The sequence below is a fragment of the Alcanivorax jadensis T9 genome (assembly GCF_000756655.1).
GTDB lineage: Bacteria > Pseudomonadota > Gammaproteobacteria > Pseudomonadales > Alcanivoracaceae > Alcanivorax > Alcanivorax jadensis.
The window spans coordinates 266981-286887 of the sequence record NZ_ARXU01000004.1; the positions used below are offsets into that span (position 1 = coordinate 266981).

The window sequence follows — 19907 nt, forward strand, 5'->3', positions numbered from 1 at the left end:
GCTCGTGATTGCGATTATGCGGTGTAGTGACTCTACATAAATAAGAGCAATCGCGGGCTGGCGGAAAAAGTGGCCCGGCCCTTGGGTTGCAGGTATTGCCTGGCGCCATTTTCAGGGGCAACGCGGCTGCGTATGGCGCCTGAACAGGTTCGTAGGGAGGCAATTTTGTCCGATTCATCCATCAGACTGGAGCTTGTGCAACTGGGCTGCGAGCGCGACGATCGCATGCTGTTCAGTGGCCTGAGCCTGACCGCCCGCGCCGGGGAAATCTGGCAGATTACCGGTGCCAACGGCGCCGGCAAGACCACCCTGTTGCGGATTCTGGTGGGGCTGCATGGTTTCTTTGAGGGCGAGCGACGCTGGTGGCAGCCCCAATGGCAGCAGGACCTGCTGTATCTGGGGCATCAGCCCGGTGTCCGCGAAGAGCTCAATCCGCTGGAAAACCTGCGCTATGCCTGCGCCCTTAATCATCAGGTCGGCGACCCCATGGCAGCCCTGGCGGCGGTAGGGTTGCGTGGCTTTGAGGATGTGCCGGCGGCGCATCTGTCCGCGGGGCAGAAACGGCGCGTTGCTTTGGCGCGGTTGTGGCTGGAGCGCAAAGCGGTGTGGGTACTCGACGAGCCCTACACCGCCATCGACCAGGACGGCGTGGCGCAACTGGACGCGCAGATGCAGCAGGCCGCGGAGGCCGGCTCCCTGGTGATCTATACCTCCCACCACCGGGTGGGCGACGGCGTGCAGCGTCTGCATCTGGAGAATGGCCGTGCCGAGGTGTTGTCATGAATGCCTTCCGTGCCGCGCTGGGTCGGGAATTACTGGTGCTGTGGCGTAGCCCGGCGGAGATTATCAATCCGCTGTTTTTCTTCGTCATGGTGATCAGCCTGTTTCCGCTGGCAATCTCTCCGAAACCGGAATTGCTCGCCACGGTGGCGCCGGGGGTGCTCTGGGTGGCGGCCCTGTTGGCGGTGATGTTGTCCCTGGACGGCCTGTTCCGTCGGGACCAGGAAAGCGGTGTGCTGGACATGCTGCTCACAGCCCCGGTGATGCCGGTGGTGCCGGTGCTGGCCAAATTGCTGGCCCACTGGTTGCTGACCGGTCTGCCGCTGGTGCTGATTTCGCCGCTGCTGGGCCATATGCTGCAACTGCCGGACGCGGCCCTGGGGACGGTGATGCTGAGCTTGCTGCTGGGCACCCCGGCGCTGACCATTGTCGGCGCCATCGGCGCGGCCCTCACGGTGGGACTCAATCGAGGTGGTATCCTGCTCGCAGTGTTGGTGTTGCCGCTATATATCCCGGTGCTGATTTTTGGCGCCGGGGCGGTGAGTGCGGCGGCCGGTGGCGCCAATGTGGATGGCATTTTGGCGATTCTGGGTGCCTTGCTGGCATTAACGATCAGTCTGGGACCGCTGGCGGTGAGCGCCGGTCTCAAAATCAGTTCAGGGAATTAAATGGTCTGGCAAACGTTGAAGCGGTGGTACCACATGCTGGGTTCACCACGCTATTTCTACACCTTCAGCTCCCGGGTGCTGCCCTGGCTGACTCCCATTGCCGTGCTGACGCTGGCTGCCGGCCTGGTTTGGGGGCTGGCCTTCGCCCCCAGTGATTATCAGCAGGGCAACAGTTACCGGATCATCTTTATCCATGTGCCCGCGTCCAGCGGTGCACTGATGGGCTATATGGCCCTGGGTGTGTCTGGCCTGGTGGCAGTGGTCTGGCGCATGAAGATGGCGGAAGTGATGCTCAAGGCCATTGCGCCTTTCGGTGCAGGGCTGGCGGCCATTTCCCTGGTAACCGGTGCTCTGTGGGGCAAGCCCACCTGGGGCACCTACTGGCAGTGGGATGCGCGCATGACCTCCATGCTGATCCTGCTGTTCATGTATGTGGGGGTGATTGCCCTGCAGGCGGTTATCCGTGATCCTCGCCAGGCTGCTCGTGCCGCTGGCCTGCTGGCCATGGTGGGGGTGATCAATGTGGTGATCGTGAAGTATTCGGTGGAATGGGTGCAGACCCTGCATCAGGGTTCCACCCTGAAGATGTTCGGGGAATCCACCATCGACCCGGCCATGAAGTATCCGCTGCTGTTGAGCATGCTGGGGCTGTGGCTGCTGTATGCGGTCAATGTGCTGCTGCGCGCGCGCACCGAAGTCATGTGGCGGGAACGACGCAGCAAGTGGGTGAACAAACTGGTGAAGGAGGGCGATCGTTGATGGCTTTTGAAAGCTTTGCCGATTTCCTGGCCATGGGAAAACACGGGTTTTATGTCTGGAGCGCCTATGGAGTCAGTGCGCTTCTGATTATCGCCAACATGGCGTTGGCGATACGCGCTCAGGGACAGGTGCGTCAACGTCTGGCACGGCAACAGCGCCGTGACACTCTGGGAGATTCTGAACAATGAACGCGGTACGCAAGCAGCGACTGATCCTGGTGGTTTCGATTCTGGTGGGCCTGGCCATCGCCTGTGGGTTGATGTTTTACGCTCTGCGCCAGAACATCAACCTGTTCTTTACTCCCCAGCAGGTAATGGCTGGGGAAGCCCCTCTGGATACCCAGATGCGCGTGGGTGGTCTGGTGGAAGAGGGCAGTGTGGTACGCGACCAGCAGACCTTGGACGTACAGTTCGTGCTCACCGACGGCAAGGGCAGCTTTACCGTGCACTATCAGGGCATCCTGCCGGACCTGTTCCGCGAAGGGCAGGGCATCGTCGCCAATGGCACCCTGATCAGCACCAACCGCTTTGAAGCCGAGGAAGTGCTGGCCAAGCACGATGAAACCTACATGCCACCGGAAGTGCAGGACGCGCTGGAAAAGGCGGGGCATCCGGGGGCGAAGAAAGTTAATAGTGAACAGTGAATAGTTAACAGCTCGCGAGTGAGCGTTGTCTTGCTTTGAAAGATTGGAGGCCGCGTCCATGGCATGGGCGCGGCCTCTTTGCTTGTAGTTGAACCGGCGCTGGACCGCGCCGCTGTTAACTGTTCACTATTCACTGTTAACTGAATAAAACCGCTTGCTACGCCTCCCTCTCTGGCCCTACATTCGCGGTAATCGGTGCCGCTTCTGGTGCCCCCGTTTTTCAGGGCTTTTCATGAGTCAGGTTATCATTCTGGTCGACGACCCCGCAGACTGGGCCGCCTACTATCCCGCCCGCCATCTGCTCTCTGCCCGGGAGTATCTGCAGGCGCAGCAATCGGTCTGTACCGACAAGAAAGTGCAGGTGATCAACCTGTGCCGCAGCTATAAATATCTGAGCCCCGGCTACTACTGCTCCCTGCTGGCGGAAGCCCGTGGGCAGCGGGTACTGCCGTCCGTGCGCACGGTGAATGACCTGAGCCGCAAGGCGCTCTACGGCCTGCATTTCGGTCAGTTCGAGGCGGCGCTGGACAAGGCCATGAAGCGCAAGGGCAGTGGCAGTGATCACTTCTCGCTGATGCTGTACTTCGGCCATACCACCCAGGAAGGCCTGGCCGATCTGGGTCGACAGATTTTCGATCAGTTGCCTTGCCCGTTGCTGAAGGTGGACTTTCGTCGCCGCGAGCAGTGGACTATCGAAGCGTTGAAGCCGCTGGCCCTGAAGCAGCTGAAAGGCGCGGAAGAAGATGCCTTTGCCCAGTCTCTGGAGCAGTTCAATGCCCGTGTCTGGCGCAACCCCCGCCGTCGCCGCAGCGATCGCTACGAGCTGGCCATGCTGGTCAATGAGGAAGAGGCGTTGCCGCCCAGTGACAAGGCGGCGCTGAAACGGTTTATCCGTGCCGGCCGCCAGTTGGGGATTCGCGTGGACCAGATTGGTCGCGATGCCTATACCCGCCTGGGGGAATACGACGGCCTGTTTATTCGCGAGACCACGGCGCTGGATCACCATACCTATCAGTTCGCCCGCAAGGCGGAGCAGGAGGGCATGGTCGTGATGGATGACCCGGGCTCGATCCTGCGCTGCACCAACAAGATCTATCTGGCGGAGCTGATGCAGGCCAACGGCGTGCCGGTGCCGCCTACCGCCTTTGTGTTCAGCGATGACGATGAGCAGATTGATCAGCTGATCGAGGAACTCAAACTGCCCATGGTGCTGAAGATCCCCGACGGCAGCTTTTCCCGTGGCATCAGCAAGGTGAAGACCCGCGAAGAGCTGGCCGCCAGCCTGCGTGATTACCTCAAGCAGTCTTCGGTGGTACTGGCCCAGGCCTTCATGTACACGGATTACGACTGGCGCATCGGCGTGCTCAACAACCGGCCCCTGTTTGCCTGCCAGTACTTCATGAGCAAGGGACACTGGCAGATCTATCACCACCAGAGCGGTGGCAAGACCGAATCCGGCAACAGCCGTACCTTGCCGGTACAGGAAGTGCCGCCCAAGGTGTTGAAGGCCGCACTCAAGGCCGCGCGGCTGATGGGCAATGGCCTCTATGGCGTGGACTTGAAACAGTCCGGCGATCAGGTGGTGGTGATCGAGGTGAACGACAACCCGAACATCGATGCCGGGGTGGAAGATGCCTGGCTGGGTGAAGATCTCTACCGCCAGGTAATGCTGGAATTCCTGCGTCGCATGGAAGCCAAGCGCATCGGCCTGCCGGTGTGATTGGGGGGCAAGCGATAAACACCGCCGGGTGCTGTAGGAGTTCCGCTTGAGGGACGAACCGCGCGTCGCGCGGCATTTCCTTCCTCTGGTGTTCCTCGCCAGGGCTCGGGTTCGCGGCTCGAGCGCCGCTCCTACAGGGGGCTTTATTGAACGGCTTGGCTCATTTCTCGCAACACCCTGGCGTTGCCTTTCGCTACCTCGTCAGGTCTGATCAGAGAAAAGCACAAGGGACTCTGCATGCAACTTCTCGGTTTACTGCGTCGCGAGCTGCGCAGCGAATGTCGCCAGTGGGTGGATGACGGCGATATCAGCGAAGACCAGGGCAACCGGATTCTGGCCCGCTACGGCACCCGCCTGGACGACGATTCGGACAGCTCGCTGGCCTACAAGGTGCTGGTGACCGTGGCCTTGTTATTCGTCGGCATGGCCATCCTGCTCCTGGTGTCGGCCAACTGGGAGACGATTCCCCGTGCAGTGCGGATGCTGGGATTGATTGCCACCACCGTGGCGTTGAACGGGGTGGGGATCTATCAATACCTGCAGCGCCGTGAGGGTATCGGCTGGCTGTTTCTCGGCGGCATCAGTTATGGCGCCTCCATCATGCTGATCGCGCAGATCTACCACCTGGGTGAACATTTCCCTGACGGCCTGTTCTACTGGGCGCTGGGCGTGGCACCCATGGCCTGGTTGGTGCGCAGCCGGGTGGTCACCCTGCTGATGCTGGCGGTGGCCATGCTCTGGCTGTTCGCCGAAGGGCAGTTTTCACCGCCCTGGGCCATGGCCCTGTTTATGGCGGTGGGGCTGACCGTGGCGGTGCAGGCCCGCTCCGCTGGCCTGATGCTGGTGCTGGCGGCGGTGGGGGTGAGCTGGCTGAACCTGTTGCTGGGCTGGGCCTATGGCTATCCCCGCGGCCCGGATTTCGAGGCCGGTCATCTGACCCTGAATCTGGGCCTGTTGGCGTTGCTCTATGCGCTGGTGTGCTGGCTGGGCAGTCGTAGTGCATTGCACTGGCAACGGGCTGGCAGCCTGATCGGCCTGTGGACCTTGCGTGGCTATCTGCTGCTGTTACTGCCGTTCACCTTCAGCGAATTCGCCGAAGGCTACCTCCATGAACAGGCCGGTTTGGCGGACCCGGGGTTGTGGCTGGGGCTGCTGGCCGCCTTGCTGGCGTCATCACTGTTGGTGTTCCGGCGGCTGGGGCAGACTGGTGGGCGGTTGCTGGTAATGCTGTTGCCGTTTGCCATGCTGGGCATTCATGGCCTGTTGAGCCGCGATGACGCCGCTTTGTTTGCGGTGGCGGTCAACCTGCTGGCGTTGCTGTCGGCCATTGTGCTGATTCAGGAGGGCTTGCGGCGAGGCCTCAGCCAGTTCTTCTACAGCGGCATTGCCCTGGTACTGGCGCTGGCGGTGATGCGCTATCTCGACCTTTTTGGCGATTACCTGGGCGCGGCGGCCATGTTCCTGGTGGCGGCCGCGGTGCTCTACGGCGCGGCGCGCTATTGGCGTCGCCAGCAACGCCTTGCGGAGCAGGAATCCGGGGAGGGGCAGGCATGAAGCAGCGCACTCTAGGTCTGGCCTTGCTGGCCGCGCTTACCCTGCAGGTGGCGATTCTCGCCGGGGTATTCGTCAATGGTTTCTACCCGCTATGGCTGGGCAAGGAAATTCGCCTGGAAACCCGCCCGGTTGACCCGCGGGATTTGTTCCGCGGCAACTATGCCCGCCTGGGCTATGACTTCAGCACCCTGCCGACCGCAGGGTTCCGCCCCGGTGACGTGATTTACCTGCCGTTGGAACAGGACGGCCAGGTGTGGCGCGGGCAGACTCCTGCTCACGAGCCCCCGGAGCAAGGCATCTATCTGCGCGGCAGAGTCAGCGGTTCGCCCTGGGGCGGCGCCAGCCGGGTGACCTTTGGCATCGAGGCGCTATTCGCACCCAAGGAAAAGGCCCTGCAGCTGGAGCGGGAATTACGCGATGGCGCCGTGGCGGTGGTGAAGGTGGCACCGAATGGGCGGGCGGCGTTGGTGAAGGTGGAGACGGAGGCAGTTGATAATTGACAGTTGAAAGTTGACAGCTGCGCGGGACAGGTTTGTTTATTCCCAAAAGTAAGAGGCCGCGTCCATAGTTCGGGAGCGGCCTCTTTGCTTTCAAGCTATGACGTGCTGAAACGCGTAGCTGTCAACTGCCCACTATCAACTGTCAATTATGTTCAACCCATCACTTTCTGAATAAACCCGGACTCCTTCTCGATGGTCTTGGCAAAGGGCGCCAGGGCGTGCATGCGCTCGGTGTGGGCGGCCAGGTTGGGGTATTTGGCCGGGTCGATGCTTTCGCCGCCGTGTTTGAAGTTCACCATCTGGCTGGCCAGGGCAATATCAGCAATCGTGATGCTGTCGCCGACCAGAAATTCGCGGCCGTCCAACGCCTTGTCCAGATAGGCGAACAGCGGTGGAATCGTGGTGGTGAGGGCGTGCTGGACTTTCTCTTCATCGCATTCCTTGCCGATCAGGCGCATGACCACCCGGTTGCGGAAGACCGCAAACGTGCAGCGCATGGCCAGGTCGTAATCCACGAAACGTTCAAACCAGATAGCCTGGCCCATTTCCATGGCATTGCTGGGGTAGAGCGCCGGTTCCGGCTGGGTTTTTTCCATCCAGGCACAGATCGCTGCAGAGTCGGCAAGGTACTGGCCGTCCACTTCCAGTGCGGGAATCCGTTTCATGGGGCTGATTTTTTCATAGCCCTCAGGGGGGCTGGTGGGGTCCACATGGACAGATTCAAACTCAATGCCTTTCAGTGCCAGGGCAACCCGGGTCTTGCGGACGAATGGCGACAGGGCGGCTCCGTACAGCTTGATGGTCATGCGTTACTCTCCCGATAAGTGTGTGTTTTTTCGCCAATTTTCTGAAATCAGTAAAGGCATTATCAGAGCAGCACAGGTTTTTCGGGTCAATGACGGACTGGGACAAAATTTTTCCTTGACGCTGGGCGATCAGATACCTATTCTACGCGCCGCTTTGACGTGCCACGTCAAGCCCGGGTCCCCTTCGTCTAGTGGCCCAGGACACCGCCCTTTCACGGCGGTAACAGGGGTTCGACTCCCCTAGGGGACGCCACTAATTCGCTAGCGATTAGCTGGCAAGTAGTTAAGCGGGAATAGCTCAGCTGGTAGAGCACGACCTTGCCAAGGTCGGGGTCGCGAGTTCGAATCTCGTTTCCCGCTCCAAATTAGAAGGGACCCTTTCGGGTCCCTTTTTTTATGCCGCTGTGCGGCTGCAACAGGGTTCACGCAACAGGCAACACGCACAGGCTTGGCTAATCCGGTCTACGGTGGGTGTTGTGCTCACCAGTAGTACGATGAATCTCCCCCCATGGTTTGCTTTCGCTATAGCGCTCCGTACACTAAGGCCTGACCCTAAGTGAAGAGACTATGGCGCGCCTACACCCGCGATTGCTGGAAGCCCTTAACCTGTTGCCGAAGGACAAGCCTGTCCATCTGCTGACGCGTCATTCCGTGCGTGAGCTGGCCAAGAACGGCTTTGCCGACTATCGGCTGCCGTTGACTCCGGAGGGTATCGACATGGCCCGCGAATGGGGCACCCAGCTGGCGCGGCCGGTGGAGGCGTTCTATTCCAGCCCGGTTGGGCGCTGCGTGAATACCGCCATCGCCATGGCGGAAGGTGCCCGCAAGGCCGGGCTGATCGCGGATATCCCCGAGGTGACCACAGATACCACGCTGGTGGAGCCTGGATGTTATGTGGAAGACCTGAATCAGGTGGGCCCCACCTTCCTGAAAATGGGCGCCTTCAAGTTCCTCAATCACCACCTTCAAGAGCCGTTTGAGGGAATGCTGTCACCGGCGGAAGGCCGCTCCAAGCTGGCGGCTTACCTCAAGGCCCGTGAACCAGCCAGTGGCCATCTCAATGTTCACGTGACCCATGACACTATCCTGGCGGTGCTGGTGGCCGAGCTGCATGGCCGTCGCCGCATCAGCGAAGAAGACTGGCCCTGGATGATGGAAGGGCTCTGGGTATGGTTCAGCGGCGGGCAGATGCACTGGGTCTGGCGTGGTGAACATGGCCACCGGGTTCTGGATCACTGATCCCTCTCTTCATCATCCATTCGACCATTTTGGCGAGGTGATCCTTGTCTGCTCTGACGATTCGTAATCTGACCAAGACCTATGCCAATGGCGTGCACGCGCTCAAGGGCATCGACCTGCAGGTGGAGAAGGGCGATTTCTTTGCCCTGCTGGGCCCCAACGGGGCAGGCAAGTCCACCACCATTGGTGTGATCAGTTCCCTGGTGAACAAGACCGCAGGGGATGTGAGCATCTTTGGCCATTCCCTGGATACCCAGCGTGCCCTGGCCAAGATGAAAATTGGTGTGGTTCCCCAGGAATTCAACTTCAACCAGTTTGAAAAGGTGTTCGATATTGTCGTCACCCAGGCGGGTTTCTATGGCATCCCGGTGCCCCTGGCCCGGGAGCGTGCGGAGAAATACCTGCGCCAACTGGGCCTGTGGGAAAAGCGCGACAAGCAGTCGCGCACTCTGTCCGGTGGCATGAAACGCCGGCTGATGATTGCCCGGGCGCTGGTGCATGAACCGGAGCTGTTGATTCTCGATGAGCCCACCGCCGGGGTGGATATCGAGCTGCGCCGTTCCATGTGGGATTTCCTCACCCGTATCAACGGCGAGGGGAAGACGATCATTCTTACCACGCACTATCTGGAAGAAGCGGAATCCCTGTGTCGCCACATTGCCATCATTGATCACGGCATCATTGTGGAAAATACCGACATGAAATCCCTGCTGGAAAAATTGCAGGTGGAAACCTTCATTCTGGATCTGGCGCGGCCGGTCACCGAGGTGCCGGTACTGGAAGGGTTCGAGGTGTGGCTGAGAGATTCTCGTACGCTGGAAGTGGCTGTGCCGAAATCACAAAGCCTCAATACCTTGTTCGTGGCACTGCAGGAACAGCACTTTGAAGTGATGAGCATGCGTAACAAGGCCAACCGGCTGGAGGAGTTGTTTGTGCGACTGGTAGAGCAGAATCTGCCCGGGGAGCAGGCATCATGAGTGCACGTGAACAGTGGGTGGCCTTTCTCACCATCGTTACCAAGGAAATTCGACGTTTTACCCGCATCTGGCCGCAGACCTTGCTGCCACCGGCGATCACCATGACCCTGTACTTCGTGATCTTCGGTAATCTCATCGGTAGTCGCATTGGTGAGATGGGCGGTTTCAACTACATGCAGTACATCGTGCCCGGGCTGATCATGATGAGTGTGATTCAGAACAGCTACGGCAATGTGGTCAGCTCGTTCTTCTCCACCAAGTTCCAGCATTCCATTGAAGAGATGCTGGTGTCGCCCATGCCGGCGCATGTGATCCTTAACGGCTTTATTGTTGGCGGTATGGTGCGCGGCATGCTGGTGGGGTTGATCGTCAGCCTGCTCAGTCTGTTTTTTACCCAGCTATCCATGCAGCACCTGCTGATCACCATCACCGTGGTGATACTGACGGCAGCCCTGTTTGCCCTGGGAGGATTTATCAATGCCATCTTCGCCAACAAGTTCGATGATATTTCCATTGTTCCCACCTTCATTCTGACGCCGCTGACCTACCTGGGTGGGGTGTTCTATTCCATCGACTTGTTACCGGAGTTCTGGCGAATGGTGAGCCTGGCGAATCCCATCGTTTATATGGTTAACGCCTTCCGGTACGGCGTGCTGGGTGTCAGTGATGTGAACGTCTATGCCTCGTTGGCAGCGATCATGGCATTTGTGGTGGCGTTCTATCTGTTGGCGCTCTGGTTATTGCAGCGTGGTACGGGTATTCGCCACTAAACAATCGGATTATGATGGGAATATAATCCATGGACGGGTGTGCCAAGAGGTAATCATGAGCTATTTGAAGGAAACGCCACTGGGGCGATCCACCGATTATGTAGATGAGTACACGCCCTCGCTGCTGTGCCCGGTGCCGCGCTGGGATGCGCGGGAATCCCTGGAGTTGGAAGCGCTGGGCGATGAAGATACCAGCCTGCCGTTCCACGGCACGGATATCTGGAATGCCTACGAGCTGTCCTGGCTCAATGAAAAGGGCAAGCCGGTGGTGGCCCTGTGCGAGCTGCGCATTCCCTGCACCACCCCCAACATTGTGGAATCCAAATCGCTGAAGCTGTATCTGAATTCCTTTGCCAACACCCGTTTTGAAAACCGGGATCAGGTGCGCGCCGCGATTGAAAAGGATGTGGCGCAAACGGTCGGTGGCAATATGGAAGTGTTGCTGCATTCCCTGGAAGAATCCGCCGGCTTTCCTGTGTGGGAAGATCGCGGTCAGTGCGTGGATAACATCGATATCGGTTTCGAGCACTATGAATACCGGCCCGACCTGCTGCTGTGTGACCAGGGTGCCGAACAAACCGGGCAACTCTATTCCCACCTGCTGCGTAGCCATTGTCCGGTGACCAACCAGCCGGACTGGGCCACAGTAGTGGTGCGCTACACCGGCCGTGCCATCAGCCCGGCCAGTTTTCTGCGTTACGTGGTGTCCCTGCGTAATCATCAGGGCTTCCATGAGCAGATAATCGAGCAGATGTTCGTGGACCTGATGCGCCAGTGCTCTCCGCGTCACCTGACCGTCTATGGCCGCTTTACCCGCCGTGGCGGTATCGATATCAATCCGTTCCGCTCCAACAGCGAGCAGCCGTTACCGAACCGACGCACTATCCGTCAGTAACAACATCACCAAGCCAACATCGTTATCAAGGAGCGAACAATGTCCGATCTGGAACAGACCCAGGGCGAACCCAAACAGGAAGAGCGAAGCCTGGGCCTTGCCTGCCACTTGCTGGCACTGGCGGGTCTGGTGGTGCCATTCGGCAATATATTGGGGCCACTGATCATATGGCTGGTAAAGAAAGATGACAGTGCTTTTGTCGATGATCAGGGCAAGGAAGCACTGAACTTCAACATCACCATCTCCATTGCCGGCTTTATCGCCTTCCTGCTGATGTTCGTGGTCATTGGCGGTCTTCTGCTACCGATCATCGGCATCTTCTGGCTGATAATGACCATCATTGCCGCAGTGAAAGCGAATGGTGGTGAGCGGTATCGTTATCCGTTGACCATTCGGTTGATCAAGTAGCAGTTACAAGTTGAAAGTTTCAAGTTGCAACGCGGGCTAACATTACGTGCAGTTTGAATGGTAGAGGCCGCGCCCGGGATTTGGGCGCGGCCTCCTTGCTTTCTGGATATGAAAAGAGTCAATTCGCGTTGTAACTTTCAACTTTAAACTTGCCACTCATCCTGGCCCCAACGGCCAGCCAAACCCGATCCATACCCCCAGCAATACCGACCACCCCAACAACAGCGTCAGGCTATAGGGCAGCATCAGTGCGATCAGGGTGCCGATGCCGGTGTCTGGCTGGTAGCGGCGGGCGAAGCCAAGTACCAGCACGAAATAGGGCATCAGCGGGGTGATGATATTGGTGCTGGAATCGCCTACCCGGTAGGCCGCCTGGGTGGCTTCCGGGGAAATGCCCAGCAGCATCAGCATGGGCACGAAGATGGGGGCCAGGATGGACCATTTGGCGGAAGCGCTACCGATCAATAGATTGATCATGGTGGTGAGCAGCAGGAACAGCAGTAACAGCACCACGTCGGGCACTGTCAGGCTGCCCAGCCAGGCGGCGCCCTCGATGGCCAACAGCAAGCCCAGCTGGCTGTAGTTGAACCAGGCCACGAACTGGGCGGCAAAGAACATCAGCACCAGGTAACCGGCCATGGAGGCCATGGTGGTTTCCATGGCGGTAATGATATCGCCGGCATTGCGAAACTGGCCGCTGACACGTCCATACACCGCGCCACACACCCCAGCGATGAGCGCCACTATCACCACCAGTCCATGAATGAACGGCGAGCCGAGCACGCCACCTGTGTCCTGGTGGCGCAAGGGAGCCTCTGGCGGGAGCACCAGTAACGCGATGCCTACCAGCAGGATCAGTAGTGCTGCCAGAGTCCATTTCATGGCACTGGGGTGGCTGGTTGGCACCTGGGGGGCGGAGGTCTCTGCCGTTGGCTGGCTGGCCAGCCGGGGTTCGGTGATGCGCTGGGTGACCAGAGTCACCAACGCTGTAACCAGAAAGGTGGAGACGATAATGAACCAGTAATTGCCGGTGGCATCCACGGTGCGAGTCGGGTCCACAATACGGGCGGCTTCTGTGGACAGGCCGGCCAGGGTGGCATCCACCGGACCCACCAGCAGGTTGGCGCTAAAACCGCCGGATACTGCCGCAAAGGCGGTGGCAATACCGGCAATGGGGGAGCGGCCAGCGAGTTGGAACACCAGCCCGGCCAACGGAATCAGAACCACATAGCCGGCGTCCACGGTAAGGCTGGAGAGGACTCCGGCAAAGGCTACCGTGATCACCAGGGTGCGGCCGGAGGCCCGGCGTACCAGGCTGGCCAGGCTCACTGACAGCAACCCGGATTGCTCGGCGACGCCCAGCCCCAGCATGGCCACCAGCACAATACCCAGGGGCGCAAAGCCGGTGAAATTTCCCACCAGTGAGGTGAACAGATAGCGGATGCCGTCTCCGTCCACCAGCGAGCGCGCTGTCACTGTCTCCTCGCTGAGCGGATGCTGAGTGGAAAGCTCCAGCGCTCCGAGTACGGCGGTGAGGGGAAGTAACAACAGGCACAGCCAGACAAACAGCAGGGTAGGGTGGGGCAGTTTATTGCCCAGCGTTTCCAGTCGGCCCAGCCAGCCGGTGGTGTTGGTCATGATGCGATCCCCTGTTGTAATCGGATCACTTTAGCGAGTAGCAGGTAGCGGGAACAAGGGCGTTCGAGGGGGAGTGTTTCGTTGGAGCTATGCTTGCATGGCGAAGGGGTGGAGAAGGTTCGCCATGCAAGCATAGCTCCAACGGATGGCGGAAGACTTTTCATCAGTAGCGGTTTTGCAGGGAGAAACCGTCATAGGGTTATGCGCCCACAAAAAAGCCCCGCATTGCGGGGCTTTCTTTATTTGGCGGTGGGGGAGGGATTCGAACCCTCGATACGTTTCCGTATACACACTTTCCAGGCGTGCTCCTTCGGCCACTCGGACACCCCACCTTAAACTGATTGTGCTCAAGAGCCTTCTGGCCAACTCTTGAGGGCGCGTAGAGTACCGGAGGGTGGGGCTTGAGGCAAGCGCCCGGCCGCCTGGTTGGTCAGGGTTTGAGCATTTCTGCGTCAGGGGCTCAGGTTCTTGCCAGGTACAGGCCCTGATAAAGGCAAACCACCTTGCCGTCGACGTCGGTGCCTTTGGCGTGAATGCGTAGTGTGGCCTTGCCCCGGCGGCTCAGGCGCTGAGCGAAACGCTCCCGATCCTCTTCGCTGATGGACGCAGTAATCTGTAGATCACCGTCCAGAGGTAATTTGTATTCCAGCGAGGTTTCCACAGCCACCACATCGGCCGGGTGGCCGCTCTGTTGGGCAAGCAGGGTTGTCAGGCCCCAGCCGGCCAGCGTCAGCAGTGCGGACTGGCTGCCGGCGAAGAAGGTGCCCTTGTCGTTGTGGTTGGGCCCCAGGGGGGCGGTGACGACCAGACTGAGGCCGTCAAACCCGGCGAAGGTGAAGTCCAGATGCCGCGTCAGTGGTATGGCGTCGCGGACCCGTTCTGCCAACGCATCCAGATCCATCATGGCAGGGTACGAATGAAGTCGGCGGGGGAATCGTCGGGCAGGTTCTTCAGGTTGCCCACTGGGGTGCCCAGGTACAGATAGGCTACCACCTGATCCTTGGGGGCAAAGCCCAGCATGCGTTTGGCCAGATCGGAGTTGGCCAGAGCGCCGGTACGCCACATGGCGCCCAGGTTCAGTTCGTAGGCGGCTACCATCATGTTCTGCACAGCAGCCCCCACGGCCAGCACCTGCTCCCACACCGGAATTTTGTGGTTCTCAGTGACTTCAGCCACCGCCACGAGAATGGTGGGCGCGCGCAGGGCCTTGTTGCGGGCATTGGCCCGGCTGCGCGAGTCGGCCTCGGGCTGATCTTCCAGCAGCTGCGCTTCCATGATGTCGCCCAGCCGTTCCCGTTGTTCGCCTTCCAGCACAATGAAGCGCCAGGGACGTAACAGACCATGATCCGGTGCACGGATGGCAGCACGCAGCAACAGGTCGAGCTGCTCGTCGCTGGGACCGGGCTGGTCCAGTCGCGGGCTGGAAACACGGGTAGTGAGGGCGGTGATGGTGTCCATTCAGGGCTCCTTGTACAGGGGCGCCATGGTAGCCCGATTTGAAAATAACTCCCAGTCAAAGGGGGGAGCCTACCTAATGCCTCTACATCACTGAGTTGTCGCTGAAAATATCTCCAGGTACGGCGTGGGCCGTAAGGCCTGCTGGGCCACGTTCAAGGTTCACGGCTCTGCATGGCGAGCAACCCGGCTCAGCGGTGTAAAGGCATTAGGTAGGCTACAAGCCACCTTTGATCATGCCAGTCTTTTTTCTTAGATGGGAAAGAGATAAGCTTCTCGCAAATGACGTGAATCGGTTCACATGACAAGTTCAACCAAAAAGAAAGCCCGCCGATCCCAGATCGGTCCAATGGAGCGGGCACGCCGTCAGGCTAACTACATCCGTTTACTGGCTTTCCTTGTGGCCGCCACGATTCTCATGGCGGGTCTGAAGCTGGAACTGTATCCCCAGCTGTATATGCTTGGCGTGGCGGGCCTGCTCGTCTATCCGTTGATAGCCCAGGGGCTGCTGTTCCTGGCGGAGAGACAGGATCGACCGCAAAAGCCGGTGCATCAACTGTTGATGCAGGCTGATGCGATGATCATCGGGGTGGTGTGCGCTCTGCTGCATTTTGCCCTGGTGCCTTCGCTGGTATTGCTGATCATTGTCCACGCGAATGCGGTCAGCAGCGGTGGCCTGAAGCCCTGGTTGCTGAACCTGCTGATGACAGCCATTGGCGCCCTAATGATGGGCTGGATCCTGGGTTTCCCCGCCTTGCCGGTGGAACAGTCGCCAGTGCTGCTGACAGTCATCTCCCTGCTCGGGCTGGGCATTTATGTGGGCGCGTCCTCCGCCTTTGCGCACCTGCAGGCCCGCTACCTGAAACAGGCCCAGGATGCAGTGCGTCGTCAGCAGAAACAGGCGGTGGACATGTCTCGCAAGCTGGCCAAGTATCTGCCGCCGCAAGTGTGGGGCTCGATCTTTTCCGGCAAGCGTGACGCCAAGCTGGAAACCCGCCGCAAGCGGCTGACGGTATTCTTTTCCGATATCAAGGGTTTCAGTGCTATTTCAGAAGAGCTGCCGCTGGAAACCCTGACCAGCATGCTAAATGCCTACCTTAGCGAGATGACCCGCATTGCCCTGCGCCATGGCGGCACCATCGACAAGTTTATCGGTGATGCGGTGATGGTATTTTTCGGCGACCCGAAAAGTGCTGGCGCCCAGGAAGATGCTTTCCGATGCGTGATGATGGCCATCGAAATGCAGGAGCAGATGAAATTGCTGCGCCAGCGCTGGAAGCGTGAGGGCATTGACCACAAGCTGGAAATCCGCATCGGCATTAACACTGGCTACGTGACGGTGGGCAACTTCGGTACCGATTCCCGGATGGACTACACTATTCTCGGCACCGATGTGAACCTGGCCAGCCGCCTTGAATCCGCTTGCCGCCCTGGCGGCGTGCTGATTTCCGAAGCCACCCAGGACCTGGTAAAAGATCGCATCCAGTGCCGCAATATCGGCGACATTCAGGTCAAGGGGTTCAATCGACCGATTCCCGTATTTGAAGCCATGGGGGCCAAGAAGGATGCGGGTGCCCGAAATCGTTATGTTTCTGCGGAGACCCAGGGCTTCGGCATCCATCTGGATCTGGAGCGTATTCGCAATTTCGACAAGAACTCCATCCTCAAGACCCTGGCCCGGTCCGCCACGGATCTGAAACAGGAAAAGCCGGTGGAGGTGGACTTCGAAGCCGAAGGTTTCAGCCTGCATGTCAAAAGCGCCGAACTGAAAAAACGCGAACGGGAAAAGATCATCGAGATGATGGGCCGCGCCGCGAAAAAGGTGCAGACCGAAGTGCGGGTTTGAGGGAGTCGCTACAAGCTACAAGCTACAAGCTACAAGCTACAAGCTACAAGCTACCCGCTACAAGCTACAAGCTACGCTGGTTGGATGGGGAAAGGTTAGAAGGTTCCCGGACGTGGGCATTTCTACGAAGCCGCTGTAGGAACGTAGCGCAGCGGAGTAACGCACGTAGTTCCGTGCGGCCCGAAGGGTGAGCGAAGCGAATAAGACCGCTTGAGCCGCGAACCGCGCTTGCGCGGATATCGCCCGCAGGGCGATCAGGACTTTCAGCGCTCGACAGGTTCCAGAAAGAACGGCGGATAGACGTTGGCCTCTGTTGCCTCGCTACGCTCGGTTCGCACCTCAAGAGGTGCTCCTACATCATCAACCTTCGCCAATGCCCGAATCGGGCCGCGAGCGACGCTCCTACAGGCGCGGCAACGCACCTTGAGCCTGCACGGCGGAGCCCGCGTCGAAGCTAGAAGCTAGTAGCTAGACACTTCCTCCCCCTGATCCTGCCATAGATGCTCCAGCGCGCAGATCTCGTCACAGAGTGCCGAGACCATTGGTGCCAGGGACTCCCGGCCGGTGCCGGTTTTCAGGGCTTCTTCCAGGGTCTTCGCTGCTGTCTCCAGGCGTGGGGTGCCACAGTAACGGGTGGCGCCGTGGAGTTTATGAACGCGTTCCAGCAGGGTTTCCTGGTCGCCACTGTCGAAGGCAGAAGAAATGGCCGGCCGGTCTTCTGACAGACTGTCCAACAGCATTTTCAGCATTTCATCGGCCAGCGATTGCCGGCCACCGGCACGGCGGCGGGCCAGGTCCTCATCGAATACCTTGTCGTTGTCCGGTTCACTATCTTCCCCTGAATCGGGCAGGGGCTGGTGAGGCTTTTCCATTACCCACTGTTCCAGAGTGTGGCGAAGCTGCCCTTCGGTAATCGGTTTACTCAGATAGTCATCCAGACCACTGTCGAGCAGATCCCGGCGTTCGCTTTCCAGGGCGTGAGCGGTCAGGGCAACGATGGGGGTGTGGCAACCGGGGGTTTCCAGTTCGCGTATTCTGGCCGTCGTGGCCTTGCCATCCATGCCCGGCATCTGGATGTCCATGAACACCAGATCGAACTCCTGGTCGCGAAATGCATCCAGAGCCTGTTGGCCGCTGTCACAGGGCGTGACGATGGCGCCCAACTCTTCCAGAAAGACCCTGGCCAGTTTCAGGTTACCAGGGTGATCGTCCACCACCATGACCGATACCGGGTAATCTAGCCGGTTGTCGGTGTGGGCATCCAGCTCACTGCTATCCAGTTCGCCACTCAAGGCCAGCAGGGCGTTGAACAGACGTTGGCGGGTGGCCGGTTTGCCCTGCACCTGGCAATGGGGATAGTGCTCCAGCCAGCGGCACACGGTTTCCGGGTTATTGCTCAGGGCAAGCATGGGCTGGCCCAGGGCGGCCAGATTATCCAGAACTGGCTGCATGCTCTGTTTTTGCGGGTGGGCGGGTAGGCCCACGATGAGAAAATCACTGTTGACCAGTTCCCCCCGGTCCAGCGCGGCCATCAGGTCATCCAGACTGTGGAATTCGTTGATGCGCATCTGCCAGTGGCTGAGCATGTGATACAGACCGAGTCGGCCATATTCGTCGGTTTCCACCAGCGTCACTGTGCGGCCCCGGAAGTGTTCCAGATGGGGAGACGGGCGCTGTTTCGGGTCCCGCTCAGCACGCAGGGTGAACCAGAAGGTGGACCCCTGGCCCTCACTGCTGTCGATGCCGATCTCGCCGCCCATGCCTTCCACCAGGCGTTTACTGATGGCCAGCCCCAGGCCAGTGCCACCTTCCTGGCGGCGGGCACTCTGGTCTGCCTGGGTAAAGGCGCTGAATAAATTTTTCTGCGTCTCCTGGCTCAGGCCGTTGCCGGTATCGGTCACCGTCAGCTTGATAATCGCCTCTGCACCCCGGTCTTCCTCCAGCATGGCGCGTACCACCACCGAGCCTTGCTCGGTGAACTTGATGGCATTGCTGAGCAGATTGGTGAGCACCTGGCGGATACGCAGCGGGTCACCGAGCAGGTTCACCGGCACATCGGAGTAGATGATGGCAGCCTGTTCCAGGCCCCGGTCCTGAGCCATGGGGGCCAGCAGGGTCTGCACATCCTCGATCAGATCGTGCAGGTTGAGCGGGGTATGCTCAAGCGACAGCTTGCCTGCCTCGATCTTGGAGAAATCCAGAATGTCGTTGATGATCGCCAGCAGCGAATCGGCGCTCTTGTGAATGGTGCCCAGGTAATCCTGCTGCCGGGGGCTCATGGAGGATTTTTCCAGCAGCTTGGTAAAGCCGATGATGCCATTGAGCGGGGTGCGGATTTCGTGGCTCATGTTGGCCAGGAATTCCGACTTGATCTGGCTGGCCTTGAGCGCTTCCTTGCGGGCCATGTCCAGCTCGATATTCTGGATCTCGATGGTTTCCAGGGTTTCGCGCAGATCCTGGGTAGCCTGGTCCACGTTCTGTTGCAGCTCGGTCTGGGCATCGGCCAGTGCCGACACCATCTGGCGCAGGGCAGTCTCCAGGTCTGCCAGCTCCCCCTTGGCCTGAGTATGAATGGCCATGCTCAGGTCACCGTCGCGAATGCGCCGCACGGCTGCCACCATTTCCCCGATCGGGTTTGTCAGCTGGTGGGAAAAGCGCAGAGCGGGCACCATGGCCAACAGCATCAGGCCCACCATCACCAGAATCACGGTGATCAGCCCTTCAAGGGTCGAGACGTATTCCCCCTGGCGGGTAAATTCCACAGTTAAGATGGCCGGTTCCCCGGGGTTGATATTGCGGGTCAGTTGCCAGCTGGTATCGGTAACCAGCCGTTGCCGACTGTCTTTCTGATTAATGCTGGTGACCGGACGCAGTCTTGGCCCGGCATGGAGAGTAGGATTATCACCACTGAAGTTCAGAGTGGCAGCACGCACGTCTTCGGCTTCCAGCAACTGGCGCAACAACTGTTGCTGGCGAGCAGTGTCAGTGATGGGGGTGCTTTCCAGGCGGGCGGCAAAGCTGTCGGCCACCAGCTGCTGGCGCTGGGCATTGGTATCGCGCACATCCACCAGCCGATTCACCAGGGAATAGCCACCCACCACCAGCGCCGCCATCAGAGCGGGTAAAATGGCCATGAACATCAGGCGTGAGCGCAGGCTTTGGTTGACCATGAATCCCCGTTCTTGCTGTTGTTTTCGCCCATTATGCCTGAGATAGGGGCAGCTGCCACGGACCCTGCCATTTCGTTTT

General features: G+C 59.4%; 19 protein-coding genes and 3 tRNA genes. 16 read left to right on the forward strand and 6 right to left on the reverse strand.

Annotation, left to right across the window (positions count from 1 at the left end; genetic code table 11):
* Positions 1 to 132: 132 nt before the first annotated feature.
* The 8 genes from ccmA to T9A_RS08050 all read left to right on the forward strand — a co-directional run bounded on the left by ccmA (position 133) and on the right by T9A_RS08050 (position 6624).
* Entirely contained in the window at positions 133 to 783 is a 651-nt protein-coding gene (gene ccmA / locus T9A_RS08015) for a cytochrome c biogenesis heme-transporting ATPase CcmA (protein ID WP_052042636.1), read from the forward strand.
* Positions 780 to 1448, forward strand: coding sequence for a heme exporter protein CcmB (gene ccmB / locus T9A_RS08020; protein WP_035246779.1), 669 nt, complete (start codon positions 780 to 782; stop codon positions 1446 to 1448). Before ccmA ends, ccmB begins: the two co-directional genes overlap by 4 nt.
* A complete protein-coding gene (ccmC, locus tag T9A_RS08025; RefSeq protein ID WP_035246781.1) occupies positions 1449 to 2207 on the forward strand; it encodes a heme ABC transporter permease CcmC in 759 nt (252 codons plus the stop codon).
* Complete coding sequence (gene ccmD / locus T9A_RS08030) at positions 2207 to 2395, forward strand: heme exporter protein CcmD (protein ID WP_035246784.1); 189 nt, start codon at positions 2207 to 2209, stop codon at positions 2393 to 2395. Before ccmC ends, ccmD begins: the two co-directional genes overlap by 1 nt.
* Positions 2392 to 2850, forward strand: a complete 459-nt coding sequence (ccmE, locus tag T9A_RS08035; RefSeq protein ID WP_035246787.1) for a cytochrome c maturation protein CcmE — start codon at positions 2392 to 2394, stop codon at positions 2848 to 2850. The genes ccmD and ccmE overlap by 4 nt, the downstream gene beginning before the upstream one ends.
* Positions 2851 to 3082: 232 nt before the next feature.
* Positions 3083 to 4570, forward strand: a complete 1488-nt coding sequence (locus T9A_RS08040) for a RimK family ATP-grasp domain-containing protein (RefSeq protein ID WP_035246790.1) — start codon at positions 3083 to 3085, stop codon at positions 4568 to 4570.
* A gap of 237 nt (positions 4571 to 4807) precedes the next feature.
* Positions 4808 to 6124 (forward strand): DUF2157 domain-containing protein, encoded by a 1317-nt coding sequence (locus T9A_RS08045; RefSeq protein WP_035246793.1) that lies wholly within the window; start codon positions 4808 to 4810, stop codon positions 6122 to 6124.
* Positions 6121 to 6624: a GDYXXLXY domain-containing protein gene (locus T9A_RS08050; RefSeq protein WP_035246795.1), complete on the forward strand. Its 504-nt coding sequence runs from the start codon at positions 6121 to 6123 to the stop codon at positions 6622 to 6624. Before T9A_RS08045 ends, T9A_RS08050 begins: the two co-directional genes overlap by 4 nt.
* A 152-nt stretch (positions 6625 to 6776) precedes the next feature.
* Here the strand turns inward: T9A_RS08050 and T9A_RS08055 are convergent, their stop codons facing one another.
* The gene (locus T9A_RS08055) at positions 6777 to 7430 is read right to left on the reverse strand and encodes a glutathione S-transferase family protein (RefSeq protein ID WP_035246797.1); all 654 of its coding nucleotides are present in this window, start codon (positions 7428 to 7430) and stop codon (positions 6777 to 6779) included.
* Between the two features lie 177 nt (positions 7431 to 7607).
* Between T9A_RS08055 and T9A_RS08060 the strand changes: the two genes are divergently transcribed.
* From T9A_RS08060 to T9A_RS08090, 7 genes are all read left to right on the forward strand, one after another.
* A tRNA-Glu gene (locus tag T9A_RS08060) sits at positions 7608 to 7683 on the forward strand.
* 34 nt (positions 7684 to 7717) lie between these two features.
* A tRNA-Gly gene (locus tag T9A_RS08065) sits at positions 7718 to 7793 on the forward strand.
* Positions 7794 to 7997: 204 nt separating this feature from the next.
* Positions 7998 to 8669, forward strand: coding sequence for a histidine phosphatase family protein (locus tag T9A_RS08070; protein ID WP_035246798.1), 672 nt, complete (start codon positions 7998 to 8000; stop codon positions 8667 to 8669).
* Positions 8670 to 8713: 44 nt separating this feature from the next.
* Positions 8714 to 9646, forward strand: coding sequence for an ABC transporter ATP-binding protein (locus tag T9A_RS08075; protein WP_035246801.1), 933 nt, complete (start codon positions 8714 to 8716; stop codon positions 9644 to 9646).
* A complete protein-coding gene (locus tag T9A_RS08080) occupies positions 9643 to 10416 on the forward strand; it encodes an ABC transporter permease (RefSeq protein WP_035246803.1) in 774 nt (257 codons plus the stop codon). The genes T9A_RS08075 and T9A_RS08080 overlap by 4 nt, the downstream gene beginning before the upstream one ends.
* Before the next feature lie 55 nt (positions 10417 to 10471).
* Positions 10472 to 11311, forward strand: coding sequence for an NADPH-dependent 7-cyano-7-deazaguanine reductase QueF (gene queF, locus T9A_RS08085; RefSeq protein ID WP_035246806.1), 840 nt, complete (start codon positions 10472 to 10474; stop codon positions 11309 to 11311).
* A 39-nt stretch (positions 11312 to 11350) separates the two neighbouring features.
* Positions 11351 to 11719 (forward strand): DUF4870 domain-containing protein, encoded by a 369-nt coding sequence (locus T9A_RS08090; protein ID WP_035246808.1) that lies wholly within the window; start codon positions 11351 to 11353, stop codon positions 11717 to 11719.
* Positions 11720 to 11875: 156 nt separating this feature from the next.
* On the opposite strand, the gene T9A_RS08095 is transcribed toward T9A_RS08090, so the two are convergent.
* From T9A_RS08095 to T9A_RS08110, 4 genes are all read right to left on the reverse strand, one after another.
* Positions 11876 to 13357: an AbgT family transporter gene (locus T9A_RS08095; protein ID WP_035246810.1), complete on the reverse strand. Its 1482-nt coding sequence runs from the start codon at positions 13355 to 13357 to the stop codon at positions 11876 to 11878.
* A 244-nt stretch (positions 13358 to 13601) separates the two neighbouring features.
* A tRNA-Ser gene (locus T9A_RS08100) sits at positions 13602 to 13689 on the reverse strand.
* Positions 13690 to 13817: 128 nt separating this feature from the next.
* The gene (locus tag T9A_RS08105) at positions 13818 to 14261 is read right to left on the reverse strand and encodes a YiiD C-terminal domain-containing protein (protein ID WP_035246812.1); all 444 of its coding nucleotides are present in this window, start codon (positions 14259 to 14261) and stop codon (positions 13818 to 13820) included.
* Positions 14258 to 14815: a nitroreductase family protein gene (locus T9A_RS08110; protein ID WP_035246814.1), complete on the reverse strand. Its 558-nt coding sequence runs from the start codon at positions 14813 to 14815 to the stop codon at positions 14258 to 14260. The genes T9A_RS08105 and T9A_RS08110 overlap by 4 nt, the downstream gene beginning before the upstream one ends.
* A 298-nt stretch (positions 14816 to 15113) precedes the next feature.
* Here T9A_RS08110 and T9A_RS08115 point away from each other — a divergent pair, with 298 nt between their 5' ends.
* On the forward strand, positions 15114 to 16658 hold the full coding sequence (locus T9A_RS08115) for an adenylate/guanylate cyclase domain-containing protein (protein WP_052042638.1): 1545 nt from the start codon (positions 15114 to 15116) through the stop codon (positions 16656 to 16658).
* A 461-nt stretch (positions 16659 to 17119) separates the two neighbouring features.
* On the opposite strand, the gene T9A_RS08120 is transcribed toward T9A_RS08115, so the two are convergent.
* Complete coding sequence (locus tag T9A_RS08120; protein ID WP_035246817.1) at positions 17120 to 19828, reverse strand: ATP-binding protein; 2709 nt, start codon at positions 19826 to 19828, stop codon at positions 17120 to 17122.
* Positions 19829 to 19907: the final 79 nt, after the last annotated feature.